The sequence below is a fragment of the Ignatzschineria sp. PL_is040 genome (genome assembly GCF_055813795.1).
Window position 1 is genome coordinate 450,173 of record NZ_JBVPGU010000001.1, and the last position, 14,768, is coordinate 464,940.

General features: G+C 42.9%; 12 protein-coding genes. 5 read left to right on the top strand and 7 right to left on the bottom strand.

Annotated elements, in window-relative coordinates:
- Positions 1-15 precede the first annotated feature (15 nt).
- From purN to purE, 7 genes are all read right to left on the bottom strand, one after another.
- A complete protein-coding gene (gene purN / locus AC0SAP_RS01800) occupies positions 16-591 on the bottom strand; it encodes a phosphoribosylglycinamide formyltransferase (protein ID WP_109201500.1) in 576 nt (191 codons plus the stop codon).
- A complete protein-coding gene (gene purM / locus AC0SAP_RS01805) occupies positions 592-1,602 on the bottom strand; it encodes a phosphoribosylformylglycinamidine cyclo-ligase (RefSeq protein ID WP_473382608.1) in 1,011 nt (336 codons plus the stop codon).
- A 160-nt stretch (positions 1,603-1,762) separates the two neighbouring features.
- Complete coding sequence (gene purF, locus AC0SAP_RS01810) at positions 1,763-3,127, bottom strand: amidophosphoribosyltransferase (RefSeq protein ID WP_473382609.1); 1,365 nt, start codon at positions 3,125-3,127, stop codon at positions 1,763-1,765.
- A complete protein-coding gene (gene purC, locus AC0SAP_RS01815; RefSeq protein WP_473382611.1) occupies positions 3,128-3,841 on the bottom strand; it encodes a phosphoribosylaminoimidazolesuccinocarboxamide synthase in 714 nt (237 codons plus the stop codon).
- Positions 3,842-3,862: 21 nt separating this feature from the next.
- Positions 3,863-7,603 (bottom strand): phosphoribosylformylglycinamidine synthase, encoded by a 3,741-nt coding sequence (locus tag AC0SAP_RS01820; RefSeq protein WP_473382613.1) that lies wholly within the window; start codon positions 7,601-7,603, stop codon positions 3,863-3,865.
- Positions 7,604-7,623: 20 nt separating this feature from the next.
- The gene (purK, locus tag AC0SAP_RS01825) at positions 7,624-8,742 is read right to left on the bottom strand and encodes a 5-(carboxyamino)imidazole ribonucleotide synthase (protein ID WP_286479539.1); all 1,119 of its coding nucleotides are present in this window, start codon (positions 8,740-8,742) and stop codon (positions 7,624-7,626) included.
- A gap of 5 nt (positions 8,743-8,747) precedes the next feature.
- Entirely contained in the window at positions 8,748-9,242 is a 495-nt protein-coding gene (purE, locus tag AC0SAP_RS01830) for a 5-(carboxyamino)imidazole ribonucleotide mutase (RefSeq protein WP_109201494.1), read from the bottom strand.
- 564 nt (positions 9,243-9,806) lie between these two features.
- Between purE and AC0SAP_RS01835 the strand changes: the two genes are divergently transcribed.
- The 5 genes from AC0SAP_RS01835 (at position 9,807) to AC0SAP_RS01855 (ending at position 14,768) form a co-directional block, all read left to right on the top strand.
- Positions 9,807-10,331, top strand: a complete 525-nt coding sequence (locus tag AC0SAP_RS01835) for a LemA family protein (protein ID WP_473382614.1) — start codon at positions 9,807-9,809, stop codon at positions 10,329-10,331.
- Between the two features lie 151 nt (positions 10,332-10,482).
- Entirely contained in the window at positions 10,483-11,331 is an 849-nt protein-coding gene (locus AC0SAP_RS01840) for a methyltransferase domain-containing protein (protein WP_473382616.1), read from the top strand.
- A 263-nt stretch (positions 11,332-11,594) separates the two neighbouring features.
- Positions 11,595-12,671 carry a DUF481 domain-containing protein gene (locus AC0SAP_RS01845; protein WP_473382618.1) on the top strand — a complete coding sequence of 359 codons (1,077 nt, stop codon included), beginning with the start codon at positions 11,595-11,597 and terminating at the stop codon, positions 12,669-12,671.
- A 346-nt stretch (positions 12,672-13,017) separates the two neighbouring features.
- On the top strand, positions 13,018-13,875 hold the full coding sequence (locus AC0SAP_RS01850) for a metal ABC transporter substrate-binding protein (RefSeq protein WP_473382983.1): 858 nt from the start codon (positions 13,018-13,020) through the stop codon (positions 13,873-13,875).
- Positions 13,872-14,768: an ATP-binding cassette domain-containing protein gene (locus AC0SAP_RS01855; RefSeq protein ID WP_286479550.1), complete on the top strand. Its 897-nt coding sequence runs from the start codon at positions 13,872-13,874 to the stop codon at positions 14,766-14,768. The genes AC0SAP_RS01850 and AC0SAP_RS01855 overlap by 4 nt, the downstream gene beginning before the upstream one ends.

A 14,768-nucleotide genomic window follows, 5' to 3' on the forward strand; every position in this document is an offset into this window, starting at 1 on the left:
GTAGTGTGAACGACTCTAGCTAGCTGACGCTGCAAAGAGCTTTGCCAATGTTTTAGGATAGAGCTGATGTTCAACATGGTGAACCATCTCCATCACCTCTTCCTTATTCTCTCGTCCTGTGAGATTGATCGACTCTTGGGCGATCAACTCTCCTGTATCCATACCGGCATCGACATAATGGATCGATACACCCACCACTCTCTCGCCGGCCGCTAGCGCTTGCCCTACGGCATCTTTCCCTTTATAAGCGGGAAGTAACGAAGGGTGAATATTAATAATCCGATTGGGGTAGGCATCGAGTAATGTTTCACCTAAAAGCCGCATATATCCAGCAAGAATCACCCACTCTACTTGATGCTGCTGCAAAGCTTCAACAATCATCGCTTCATACTCTGCTTTAGAAGCATACTCTTTTCCTGAAAAGAGAAGTGTAGGAATCCCCTTTGCTTTCGCTTTCTCTAAAACTTTTGCAGAGCGACGATCACAAACGAGTAGCTCTACTGAGGCAGAGAGCTCTCCTCGTTCAATAGCAGCAACTAATGCATCAAAATTTGATCCTGTTCCTGAGGCAAAAATAGCGATCTTTTTCATCTATACAATCTCTACTTCACCAGACTCAGTAATTTCACCAATTAAAGAGGCTGTAGGAAGCAATGCAAGTGTCTTCTCAACATCACAAGGATCAACCACAATCATATAGCCAATTCCCATATTGAAGACAGTAAACATCTCTTTATCGGAAATCCCTGCTGCTTTCTGTAAAAAGGGGAAGATCGCCGGCGGATTCCATGCTTGATGATCAAATCGAGCTCCTAACTGACCAGAGAGCATCCGCGGAACATTTTCATAGAAACCGCCCCCTGTAATGTGCGCCATTGTATTGACTTTAACCTCTTTTAAGAGATTGAGAATCGGTTTTACATAGATCTCTGTCGGCGTTAAAAGCACTTCACCTAAGGGTTTATCAAAGCCTTCATAAGTGGTATGAAAATCGAGCCCTTTCTCCTTAATAATATGGCGAACTAAGGAGAATCCATTACTATGCACGCCACTTGAAGGTAAGCCGATAATCTTATCGCCTACTTTTACATTTGCTTTTGTAATGCGCTCATCTTTTTCAACAACGCCGACAGCAAAGCCCGCAATATCATACTCACCATCTTGATAGAAGCCCGGCATCTCTGCTGTTTCACCACCTAAGAGCGCGGCTCCTGAAAGTTTAGAACCTTCAGCAACGCCTTTTACAATCGCTTCAATCTGTGCGGGATTATTTTTCCCACAGGCAATGTAATCTAAGAAGAAGAGCGGCTCTGCACCTTGCGTTAAGATATCATTTACACACATAGCAACCGCATCGATTCCGATGGTGTCATGGATATCCATCTCAAAAGCGAGTTTTAACTTTGTGCCAACACCATCGGTGCCGGAGACTAATACAGGTTTTTGATAGTTGAGCTCTGAAAGATCGAATGAGCCACCAAAATCGCCAAAAATATCCATCGCACCAATGCGCATGGTACTGGCAACATGCTTTTTAATTCGTTCAACTGACTCATAGCCAGCCTCAAGATTGACACCTGCTTCTCTATATGCATCGCTCATGCTTATTCCTTTCTACTCTTCTTATACCAGAATCTGATGATTGCGGATCGACACCCATTAAGGCGCTTAATTGAGTGTCGATCCTACTTATAATTAACTACGTATGAGTATAACTGCGTTATACGTTGATCTCTCTTAATTGATCTCTCTACTGTTCTCTCTATTGCTCTCTCTTTAAGATATCAGTGGGGTACTCGCCTGTAAAACAGGCCATACAGACACCACAATTAGGACCTAAACTCTCTGAACGCTGAAGGGCGCGGACCGTTCCCTCTCGACTTAAAAACGCCAAGGAATCTGCTTTGATATGGCGACGCATCTCTTCCGTATCGAGTTGATGCGCTAAAAGATCCTCTCTTCTTGAGGTATCAACCCCATAAAAACAGGGATACATAATCGGCGGTGAGGAAACGCGCATATGGATCTCTTTGGCTCCCGCTTCCCGCAACATCTGCACAATACGGCGACTTGTTGTTCCACGGACAATAGAATCATCAATCACAATCACACGTTTTCCTTTAACAACAGAAGGAATTGGCGCTAACTTCATTCTGACACCCTGCTCACGCAATGCTTGTGTCGGGCGAATAAAGGTTCTACCAACGTAACGATTTTTGATCAATCCCATCTCATTAGGAAGTCCTGCCGCTTCTGCATAACCATTAGCTGCCGAGATCGATGAGTCGGGAACACCGATCACCATATCTGCATCTACATGGGTCTCTTTACAGAGTTCAATACCACTCTGCTTACGAAAGCTATGGACATTTCTCTCCTCAAGATCACTATCAGGGCGTGCAAAATAGACATATTCCATCAAGCAGATTGCATGCATGCGCTCTTCAGTAAAGAAGGTTGACATCACTCTACCATCTTCAATATAGACGATCTCACCGGGTAGCACATCGCGGATATAGGTTGCACCCACAATCCCTAATGCACAGGTTTCAGAAGCAAAAACATAGCCACCATCTGATAATTTACCGATACAGAGCGGGCGAATTCCCTTACTATCACGAATGGCATAGACACCACTATCATGAAGAATAAAGTAGTTGAAAGCCCCTTCAAGCTCTAAGAGTGATGCCTTGAGGCGATCTAAAAATGAGCCCTCTTTACGGCGGATAAGATGAACTAAGATCTCCGCATCACCTGAAGCATGAAACACACTCCCTTGACGCTCTAACTCCCGACGAAGCTCTGTCGTATTAGTAATATTGCCGTTATAGGCGATGGCAAACTTCTCATCGCTCATCTTCATCAAAAGCGGTTGGACATTATCGTAGCCCTTCTCCCCATTTGATGGATAACGAATATGACCGATACTATATGCGCCCGGCAGATCGACTAACATTGCAGGGTTGGTAAAGACATCTGTTAAGAGCCCTTCCCCTTTAATGGTATTGATCTCTCCATCGTCATTCATCACAGAGATACCGGAACCTTCTTGACCACGGTGCTGCAAACTATGCAGCCCGTAGTACGTTAAGGAAGCAGCATTTGGATTACCAATAACTGCAAACACTTATTTCTCCTTGCGTGCTAAAAGACGCTTATGAATTTCACGGTAGGCATCGATCACATTACCTAGATCTTGACGGAAGCGATCCTTATCGAGCTTGCTATGAGTTTCAACATCCCAAAGGCGGCAGGTATCTGGGCTAATCTCATCAGCAAGAACAATCTCCCCTTGAGGATTACGACCAAACTCCACCTTAAAGTCCACAAGCTCAATGCCAATCTCTGCAAAGAGTTTGATCAGAAGTTGATTGATTTTACGAGCCTCTGTCGAGATTGTTTCAATCTCCTCGATAGTTGCTAAACCGAGCGCTAGAGCATGGTCGGTATTGATCAATGGATCATTAAATTCATCTTTTTTATAGCAAAACTCAAGAATTGGCGGGTTCAGCTTTGTTCCCTCTTTAATCCCTAAGCGACTTGTGAGTGATCCGGTTGCGATATTACGCATAATCACCTCAAGAAGAACAATATCGATCTTCTCACAGAGAACATCACGATCATTGATCTGCTTGATCAGATGAGTTTTAATACCATTTTCAATTAGATATTCAAAGATCATTGTGGAGATCGCAGCATTTAAGACCCCTTTATCTTCAAATTGAGCCTTCTTAGCGCCATTTCCTGCAGTCGCATCATCCTTATAATGGATGAGAACCTCTTCAGGATTCTCTGTACTGTAGATCTGTTTCGCTTTACCTTCATAGAGTAACTGTGACATATTTAATACCTTCTGCTCATGCTAGATTTTAGGAGTAGTGACCGCTGCCACTGCATTTTCAAATATCGTTTGTGCTTTATTGCCGGGGATATTGAGGAAAAGCCCCTCTTCATATCGCTCACTATGGGCCATCTTACCGAGAATCTGTCCATTAGGACTTGTGATCGCTTCAACCGCATAGTCAGAGAGTGCTGGGTTGAAGGTCGGATCAAGTGTTGCACGCCCTTTATGATCCACATATTGTGTGGCGATCTGTCCACGCTCTGCTAATTTCTCATAGAGCTCAGGCGTTAAGACAACGCGCCCTTCTAATGCAGCAAAGGGAAGTAGATGTTGCTCACCAATATTGTTAGTCGCAAACCATAATGAGTGATTATTAACAACTTCTGTTGTCACCATCTGCGCTTTAAACTCGCCGACCTGATTTGTCGTTAAGAGGAATTCACTCTCTTGACGATATTCACCGTAAGGGAGAAGACCTGTTTTCACTAAAGCATGGAAACCGGCATTAATACCGAGGAGTAATCCCCCTTTCTCTAAGAAGTTCTCAACGGCTTTTTGAATCTCAGGGCGTTTTAAGAAGAGCGCCATTGTTGACCCTGTTCCTGCCGGCTCCTCTGTACTTGCAAAGCCAGATGCTAGGACAAAGATCTCAGAGAGCTTCAATGCCTCTTTAAACTTCGCAATGGAAGCTAAGTAATCTGCTTCTGTTAGCATCACAATTGGAAGAAGATTTGTTGTCGCGCCTGCCTTCTCAAAAGCTTTCGCCGTATCATATTCACTATGCGTTCCCTCAAAGACAGGAATTAAGACCTGTGGCTTTTCAACTGCAAGATGATTCTTCACGGCACTTAAGGGGCGCGCTTCTACTTTAGGAACAAAACCTTCGCTCTTCTGATAGATCGGGTAGATCTTCTCAAAACGATCTTCTGCTGCAGCCTGTAGCGTGGAACCTAAAATAGTGATCTGACCATAATCGAAGCGATATTCGCTCAATGTAGTTCCAATCGCAATATAATCTTCCGACTCCGGTAACGCTTGACGCGTTGTGATCACAAATGCGCCATATTGTGGGCGGAAAAGATCATGCTCAGAGATATTTTCGATATTAGCACCGATACGATTACCAAAACTCATCATTGCTAAACTCTCTGCTACGCCACCTTGACGAACGGAGCTTGCCGCATAGATCTTATATTGGCGATGAATCTTCTCAAAAACTTCAAAGTTACGTTTAATCTCTTCATAAGGGATGCGATCTGTCACATCCTCCTTCACAGGAAGAAGATAGATATAGTGACCACTATCTTTAAATTCTGGCGAGATAACATCTTCAGTCTTCACCGGAACAACCGCAAAAGAGACTAAAGTAGGCGGAACATTAATCTCCTCATAGGTTCCGCTCATACTATCTTTACCGCCGATACTCGGAACATTGAAAGCTTTCTGTGCCGCAATAGAACCTAAAAGTGCCGCAACCGGCTTGCCAAAACGCTCAGGTACACCATCTAAACGCTCAAAGTACTCTTGGAAAGAGAGTCGTGCGCGCTTAGGATCTCCTCCTGATGCCACTAAACGGGAGAGTGATTCAATCACAGCATACGCCGCTCCATGGAAGGGAGACCACTCACCAATATAGGGATTATAACCATGTGCTAGGATTGCCGCTGTCTGCGTCTCCCCTTCTGCAACTTGAATCTTCTGAATCGACGTTTCTGCCGGCGTTGCTTGACACTTACCGCCATAAGGTAGAAGAACCGTTGAGCGCCCTAAGGTGGAATCAAAACTCTGATTCATCCCTTTTTGACTCGCAATATTGACGTCAGAAAGGATATTCTGCCAAGTCTTCTCAATATCATCTAGGTTTTGGCGCTGAAGAAGTGGTGATGGTAAATTGCTATCAACTACTTTGGCAGTCGCCGTTTTACGAATACCGTTGGTATCTAAGAATGAGCGGGCAATATCAACAATTTTATGCCCTTTCCACTCAAGGATAAGGCGAGGATCTTCTGTTACTTTTGCCACAATAACGGCATCAACAGACTCTTCCGCCGCAAGCTCAATAAAGCGCTCAGCATTCTCTTTTGCCACAACAACTGCCATACGCTCTTGTGATTCTGAGATTGCAAGATCTGTCCCATTTAAACCCGGATACTTTGTCGGAACCTTATCAAGATCGACATAGACACCATCTGCTAACTCACCAATCGCAACAGAGACGCCGCCCGCACCAAAGTCATTTGACTTCTTAATCAGCGTTGTCACCTCTTTCTTGCGGAAGAGACGAAGAATTTTACGCTCTTCACTTGCACAGCCCTTTTGGACATCTGTACCTGCAGTTTCAACTGTCTCAACGGTTTGTACTTGCGATGAGCCTGTTGCTGCACCGACGCCATCACGGCCTGTTTTTGCCCCTAAGAGAATAATAAGATCGCCGGCAATCGGTTTTTCACGCACAACATAATCTTCACGCACCGCACCGACAACTGCGCCGAGCTCCATTCGTTTTGCCACAAATCCAGGATGGATATACTCCTTAGCAAAAGCCGTTGTACCCCCAATCTGATTAGCATAAGCACTATTTCCTTGGGTTGCGACTTTACTAATTCTTCTTTGAGGAATCTTGTTAGGAAGTGTCTCTTCTACCGGCTCAAGCACATTACCTGCACCCGTGATACGCATTCCTTGATAGACATAAGCACGCCCTGAGAGCGGGTCACGAATAGCCCCCCCTACACAAGTGTTAGCACCACCGAAAGGCTCAATCTCTGTGGGGTGATTATGGGTCTCATTTTTAAACATCAATAACCATGGCTCATCGACACCATTAACATCAACATTGATGCGAACAGAGCAGGCATTGACCTCATCAGATACTTCCATATCAGCCAGCTCACCTGTTTTACGCTGATAACGACCAAAAATTGTCGCCATATCCATCAATGTTTCAGGGCGCTCTGTAATTCCCGTCTCACGACGAAGCGCAAGATAATCTTCATACGCTTGCTGAATCTGCTCTTTAAATTGACTCTCGGTAAAATCGATCGTTTGAAGCGCAGTCTCAAAAGTGGTGTGACGGCAATGATCCGACCAATAGGTATCGAGAACTAAGAGTTCTGTCTCGGTAGGGTTACGATTCTCTTCATTTTTAAAGTAGTCTTGAATATGTTTAAGATCTTCAAACTCCATTGCCAATCCCATCTGCAGCTTGAATTCTGTCAGTTTCGAATCGGTCATATGGATAAAGTCTTTAATTTTCTCCACCTTCTTCGGCTCACGTCTATCGATAAAGCGAGATTCATTAATAGGAAGGGTTAGATCTTTCAGGCGGGAATTGATGGGGTTAAAGAGATAATCTTGAATTTTTTGGAGGTCTTCTGCTGAGAGATCGTGATTAAAACCGTAAAGAAGTGCCGTTGCAACTTGTGTTTTAGGAGAGATCCCGACAACTTTAAATGCAAGTTCTGCACTATATGCTCTTTGGTCATATTGTCCAGGAAGCCATTCAATCGTGAAGTGAGGCATTTTTGCTAATTCAGCCATCATGATACTCTCATCAATCTCTTGATCTCGGACTGGTTGAATTAATGCCGTACGCACTCTATCAAGGTCTTTCTCTGCCAAATCAAAGAGGTCATATACTTGAATGAGTCGCACTTTTGATAACGTCTGAATATTAAGTGCTTTTTTGAGCTCGCTTAATAAGGCAGCAGCCTCAGTTGAATAGCGCGGGGTACTTTCAATATAAAATCTACGTTTCATTAGAGTCCTTGAGTATCAGTTTATTCAAAACTATCTGTCAGCATTTTCTCAAAAGAAGTTAATCCTTTTGAGCCCGTAAAGGTGACATGGCCCATTTTACGGTTATTTTTAAATTCCTTTTTCCCATAGAGATGAAGGTGCGCATCGCTCGAAAGATGGGGGAGATAATTGAAGAGAAACTCTCGATTTTGCCCAAGAATATTGAACATCACTGTCTTCTGCTTGAGTGTAGTCTCTCCAAGAGGGAGGCCACAGATCGCCCGAATATGCTGTTCAAATTGACTTGTTGCACACCCTTCAATGGTAAAATGCCCGGAGTTATGGGGTCTTGGCGCAAGCTCATTGACATAGATAAGATCCCCTACAACAAAAGCTTCCATCGCTAATGTTCCCACAATATTGTGAGTCACCATAAAGCTTTTAAGCATCTCGTTGAGCGCATCTTCTAATTCAGCCGTCACCTTTTCACTGCCGGCAACGGTCTTAAAAAGAATATTATTGTGATGAAGGTTTTCCGCTATCGGGAAGTGTCGATATTCACCATTAATTGAGCGCGTTCCGATAATCGAACATTCCCAATCATATGGGATAAATTTTTCCGCAACACAGGGGATATTGTAGAGCGTTGCAACTTTAGGAAGATCAGCCTCACTCCGAACAACCACTTGCCCTTTACCATCATAGCCCCCCTCTTGTGTCTTTACGACAAAAGGGTAACCTAATGTGTCAATCGCATTAGAGAGCTCTTTTTCTGGATCTTCCAATACCACATAGGGCGCAACAGGTAAGCCCGCTTCCGTTAATGCTGCTTTTTCACGTGCTCTATTTTGGGCTAAATAGAGGGGAAGCTCACCTTGAGGAATATTGCAATACTCCTCATTGAGACGTTTTACCAAGCTGGCGCTAATATTTTCAAACTCATAAGTCACCACATCACAACGAGAGATCAATGTTTCATAACCCTCTTCATTGGAGAAACCAGAGACAATATGTCCATGAGATGCGGAGACTGCCGGCGCATCTGAGGCAGGATCGAGCGTGATAACGTAATATCCCATCCTGTTCGCCGCTTCTGCTAGCATTTTACCTAGTTGACCACCACCTATAATTCCAATAGTTTTTCCGGGTAAAATGTGCATTTTAGTTATTTCTCCTCAATTGTGCTGTCTGCTAATACAGTTGCGGTTTGCTTTTCGCGAAAATGTTCAATCTGTTGATGAAGTGTGTCGTTACTCAATGCGAGAATTTGAGCTGCTAAAAGTGCGGCATTTTTGGCGCCAGCATCACCGATTGCCATTGTGGCAACAGGCACGCCACCAGGCATCTGCACAATAGAGTAGAGAGAATCAACACCACTTAAGGTACTTGTTTTAATTGGAACACCAATGACGGGGAGTGTCGTTAAAGAAGCAACCATTCCCGGAAGATGCGCAGCACCTCCTGCTCCGGCAATAATCAGATCATAACCTGCCTCTTTTGCAGAGAGCGCAAAGGAGACCATATGCTCTGGCGTACGATGTGCCGAGACGATTTTCATGTCGTATGAGATGGAAAATTGGTTGAGTATGTCAGCTGCATTCTGCATTGTTGGCAGATCGCTTCTACTCCCCATAATGATGGCGACTTTCTGTTTTTTCATTGAGAAATTCAACCCATAAATAAGATCAATAGGAATCGAAAGAGATGATCGATTTCTGAGTCACTGATTCTATCCTTATGCCCCACCTTAGTCAATAGAATTAGAGCGCTATTTTTTATCTTTAGATAAAGATTTTATGGGGCATTTCAGAGATTTTTATCTTTCCCTAAAGAGAATTTTTCACCCTCTTTTTACCCCGAAAAAAGGTATGGATGGCTCCTAAAAAAATGGCAATCTAAGAGTAGAAAAACTGGAAACCGAGAATGAGGAATGTGAAATGTGAAATATGAAATGTGAAGTGGAAAATGGAAAATGAAGAGGAGGCATGAGAAATCTCAAAGAGTACCCATCGAAATACTCATCGAAATATTGATCGATAATCTCTATTCGATAATCTCTATTTAATAGATCACCGACCCACCAACCTAGGTTAATAGATCAATATATCTCTCCATTTATTTTTATTCCGAATATAATAGGAAAAATGATAGAGAATAGCGCGGTGGCTAACAACGCGCCACTTTGTAGATAGAACTCTCATCGGCTAAGGAACCTTGAGCTTATATGAAAACCACTATATTAACGATCGTTATTACGATTCTTCTCTCTGCCACTATTTTAGTGCTGTTCCTCCACCATTACCGAAAATTACGTGCTCAGCGATTGCTCTGTGAAACGGCATTTTCAGATGTTCTACGGCTTCAGAGTGAATTAATCGACCACTCTCGCCCTATTATTGTTATCACACAGAAGGTACTACGCGACGAGCGTAAACTCTATGAAGAGATTATGCCGCTCTACGATGATAAGCTCTGCAAACAGTCACAAGAGGAGGAGATCTTCAATATCTTACTACTTCGTGATCGCCTCAATTATCTTCATAAACGCGCCAATCACCATCCTGAGCTGAAAGATCTCGATCAATTAAAGGAGCTCTGGAGTAGAGTTGAGATCACTAATCGAAATATCGATGAATCTGCCTCTTTTTATAATGATACAGCTCACGATTATCGGGAGATTACCAATGAGTTCCCCTACTCGATGCTAGCAGAAATCTTGCAATATCCTCGCTTTAATCTAATTGCGTAAATTTGATCGAATCAATCTGATGATACAAATCTGATGATACAAACCTGATGCACCAGTCTCACCTCATCAACTGATCCTCCGATAATTGATCATTGGGTCACTTCATTTAATCATTTAATCACTTAATTACTTAATCATTTAAGAAAGCATCATGCCCACTAAACTCGCTAAAACGCCAAAACCGATATCCGCCTCTTCTGATCAATCACTTGAGCAATCGGCTCCTCATGGAGAGAGAGGGCATGACAATAAGACGACATTTAATCAGCTGAGTCGAAAGTTTAAACGCAATATCTACCAAACATTTAAAGGAAGATTGCGTCTTGCTATTTTAGAGCGAGATTTTGATGCGTTAAATCTTCATCAAACACCTCTCTCTATCCTCGATATAGGTGCTGGACAGGGTCAATATGCGCTAATGCTTGCCCAAAAGGGCCATCACCTCACCTTAGTTGAGCCGGCGATAGAGATGTTAAATTTAGCGCAAGAGCGCTTTCAGAATGAAGGGATAGATGCCACCTTTTATCATGAATCGCTGGAAACAATTCTCCATCTATCGCTTCCTCAATTTGATCTAATCACCTGTCATGCAATGATCGAATGGTTACCTGATCCCGATCTCTTCTTCCAGATCGCACTTCCCTACTTGAAGAAAGGGGGCAAACTCTCTCTTCTCTTCTACAACCAAGAAGGATTGATCTACCACAATCTCATTCGAGGGAATTACTACTATGTTGATAAGGGGCAATTTCAGGGCGATAAGGGCAGTCTAACGCCGATCTCCCCCATCTCCCCACAATGGCTAGCAAAGCAGATAGAGAATCATGGTTTAATGCTCCTTAAAGAGAGTGGAATACGCACCTATTATGATTTTATGGCGCCACAAGCTCGACAAAGAATCAGCGAAGAGGATCACCTTGCGATGGAATTACGTTACTCTGAAAAGCCCGGATATCAGGCACATGCACGTTATCTCCACTGGCTCTTAGAGAAAGTATAAAGAAAATACTTCAAGATCCAACAGATCAATTTAATTTAAGTGAGTGTTAATTGGCGCTTATTAATGTCTACTAATGTCTATTGATCTCTATTGATGTCTATTAGTGCTTATTAATACTTATTAATGGCAATTAACGTCAATTTATTCTTGATCTTGTCAAAATCGACCTTTATCCTGTTCTCTACCGACTTTTCTAATTCGTTCTACAGAACCTATGCTACAGAATCGGAAAAGTACCTTCTCCGCCAAAAGAGAGCCTGTTGATGCCAAAATTGATGAGACTTTTTTCACACCAATGCTTAATCCAACGTCTGATTCTCCTCACTTCTCTCACACTCTCCCTGCTAAGTACTCCCCTCTTAGCTGATCAAATTCGTCTAAAAAATGGGGATCAGCTCAGTGGTAAAATTTTACTAATAGAGGCGCATAAGGTTGAGATCGAAACCCCTTATGCCGGCAGAGTGAAGGTTGATGCGAAACATATTGCTCAATTTGAGATCAAAGCTCCGGTCGCCGTCAAAGAGAATCAATTTACAAAGAGTTTTACCTCAACAGAGGTGCTCTACGATGCTGAAGATGAGGCATTGAAAGATCGACTCATTATTAAAAATCATGGCATCCCTCAATCCATTCCTTTCGATAAAAATCTTATTATTGCAAAAGTAAATCGTACAACTCTGCAACCTAAAACTTTTCGTCAAGAGTTAGCGCTCAATGCAAGTGCGATCTTTGATAATGATAACTCTCGCCTCTCCCGCTATCGTCTTAAGGGGGAATATACTTTGGAATATGGTCTTTGGCGCCATATCACCTCCACACACTTCTATCGTAAGCGAGATCAGAATAAAACAAAAGATTACTACTATCATCTCAATTATGCCGCGGATCGATTCATCACACCGCGCTTCTTCTGGCAAGGGTCGATCGCCTTTCAGCATGATTGGATTGAAGATATTCGTAATAATCTACTGATCGGTACAGGACCTGGTTTTCAGGTCTGGAATAATGCACGCTCACAGCTCTCTTTGGCAACATTACTCAACTATCAAAGTATTGAATATCGGGATCGAACACATTCAAATAACCCGCAGCTCTCACTCAAGTGGGATTTTCAGCATGATCTCTACAATCAGACCATCTCCTTTGCCACTAAAGGGAGCGTAGGACGTAGCTTTAATCGAGATGTTACTTTAGATCTCAATCTCAATGCTTCTCTCGCCTATCGCTTGACGGATAATCTCTCGATCAATACCGGTTACCAATATGAGAAATTAAAGGCGAAACGGGGAAGCAGCACCAATCGAACGCTCTATCTCGGATTGGGATTGAAATGGAAATAATGGAGGAGAGAGATCGGGCCTAGAGCCTTCTTCTATAGATCCCATAATTAGGTCCAAACTTTAATCCCAAAATTAATTCCAAAAATTAATTTCAAAATTTAATTCCAAAAAATTAACTTCAAAATTTAATTCCAAAAAATTAACTTCAAAAATTAACCCCCAAAACAGCTCTTTTCATTATATTTTTAGGATAAGTTTGACAGTAAACTCTATATGATATAAATTTACAAATGAGAATGGTTCTCAAATAAAAGGCTGAGGGAGGCCAATAATCATGGAATTAAAATCGAAAAAAAGTCTGAAAAAGTGGGCTAGAACTGCCCTAAGAGGTGCGCTGATTAGCGCGATGTTAACTTCCGCGTGGGGAATTGCATATGCGAAAGAACCCTTAAAAGTTATCACAACCTTCACCATAATACAAGATATGGCACAAAATGTTGCCGGCGATGCAGCAATTGTAGAGTCAATTACAAAGCCGGGAGCAGAGATTCATGATTATCAACCGACACCTAGAGATCTCGTCAAAGCGCAAGATGCGGAGCTTATTTTATGGAATGGTCTCAATCTTGAACGTTGGTTTGAGCGCTTCTTCCAAAATATTAAAAATGTCCCATTTGCTGTTGTAACAGAGGGTGTTACCCCTCTTTCGATCTATGAAGGGGAATATGAAGGGCTACCTAATCCGCACGCCTGGATGAGCCCTAATAATGCCTTAATCTATATCGAAAATATTCGTCAAGCTTTTGTAGAAGCTGATCCTGAAAATGCAGCGATCTACAATGAAAATGCTGCTCAATATGCCGAAAAGATCAGAGCGCTCGATAAACCATTACGGGAAAAGCTTGAGCAGATCCCTGAAGATCAGCGCTGGTTAGTCACGAGTGAAGGAGCCTTTGGCTATTTAGCCGCAGATTATAATCTCAAAGAGGCTTATCTCTGGCCCATCAATGCCGATGAACAAGGCTCGCCACAACAGGTTAAACGCTTGATTGATACCATTCGTGCCAACCAAATTCCGGTTCTTTTTAGTGAGAGTACCATCTCTGATAAACCGGCAAAACAGGTTGCTAAAGAGAGTGGCGCTCGTTATGGTGGCGTTCTCTATGTTGATTCTCTCTCAACAGAAGATGGGCCTGTCCCCACCTATATTGATCTGCTCCAAACCACTGTAGAAACGATTGTTAAAGGATTTAACCTAGAATGAGTATCGTTGTTGAAGATGTCGCTGTTGTTTACGGCAATGGCCATAGAGCTATTTTTGATGTCAATTTTCGTCTCGATGCCGGCACTATTTGTGGCTTAGTCGGTGTCAATGGAAGTGGTAAATCGACACTTTTCAAGTCGATCATGGGGTTAGTCAACCCCACTTCCGGCACGATTAAGATCGATAACATGGCTATTAAAGAGGCGCTAAAAGCCAATAAGATCGCTTATGTCCCGCAGACAGAGGAAGTTGATTGGAACTTCCCTGTTCTTGTTGAAGATGTGGTGATGATGGGTCGATATGGCAAGATGGGTTTTTTACGAATTCCTTCTAAAATAGATCATCAAAAGGTCGATGAAGCCTTAGCACGCGTCGATCTTACCGCTTTTCGTAAGCGACAGATCGGTGAGCTCTCCGGCGGGCAGAAAAAAAGGGTCTTTTTAGCAAGAGCATTAGCGCAAGAGAGCCGTATTTTACTACTCGATGAACCCTTTACCGGCGTTGATCTTAAGACCGAAGATAGCATTATTGAACTTCTTATCTCACTAAGAGAAGAGAATTATCTGATGTTAGTCTCCACCCATAACTTAGGATCGATTCCGGAGTTTTGTGATCAGGTTATTCTCTTAAATCAGACAGTTTTAGCCCAAGGTCCCACAGAAACCACCTATACACAGGAGAATCTTACCCATACCTTCGGTGGCGTTCTGCGTGAGATCTCACTTAAAGGCGATCATCTCCATAGTGATGATGATCCGCGCCATTTAACGGTCTTAACTGATGATGAACGCCCTGCTGTCTTCTATGGTTGCACAGAGATTCAAGAGCTCAAAAAAGTACGCAATAATCAAAAAGAGCGTATCCCTCTTAATAGAGAAACATCTCAGGAGTGA

Coding starts and splice junctions, on each gene's coding strand:
- AC0SAP_RS01820 (WP_473382613.1), bottom strand. CDS start 7,603: ATGAAACGTAGATTTTATATTGAAAGTACCCCGCGCTATTCAACTGAG.
- purC (WP_473382611.1), bottom strand. CDS start 3,841: ATGTCACAGTTACTCTATGAAGGTAAAGCGAAACAGATCTACAGTACA.
- purN (WP_109201500.1), bottom strand. CDS start 591: ATGAAAAAGATCGCTATTTTTGCCTCAGGAACAGGATCAAATTTTGAT.
- purK (WP_286479539.1), bottom strand. CDS start 8,742: ATGCACATTTTACCCGGAAAAACTATTGGAATTATAGGTGGTGGTCAA.
- AC0SAP_RS01850 (WP_473382983.1), top strand. CDS start 13,018: ATGTTAACTTCCGCGTGGGGAATTGCATATGCGAAAGAACCCTTAAAA.
- AC0SAP_RS01835 (WP_473382614.1), top strand. CDS start 9,807: ATGAAAACCACTATATTAACGATCGTTATTACGATTCTTCTCTCTGCC.
- AC0SAP_RS01840 (WP_473382616.1), top strand. CDS start 10,483: ATGCCCACTAAACTCGCTAAAACGCCAAAACCGATATCCGCCTCTTCT.
- purE (WP_109201494.1), bottom strand. CDS start 9,242: ATGAAAAAACAGAAAGTCGCCATCATTATGGGGAGTAGAAGCGATCTG.
- AC0SAP_RS01845 (WP_473382618.1), top strand. CDS start 11,595: ATGCCAAAATTGATGAGACTTTTTTCACACCAATGCTTAATCCAACGT.
- AC0SAP_RS01855 (WP_286479550.1), top strand. CDS start 13,872: ATGAGTATCGTTGTTGAAGATGTCGCTGTTGTTTACGGCAATGGCCAT.
- purM (WP_473382608.1), bottom strand. CDS start 1,602: ATGAGCGATGCATATAGAGAAGCAGGTGTCAATCTTGAGGCTGGCTAT.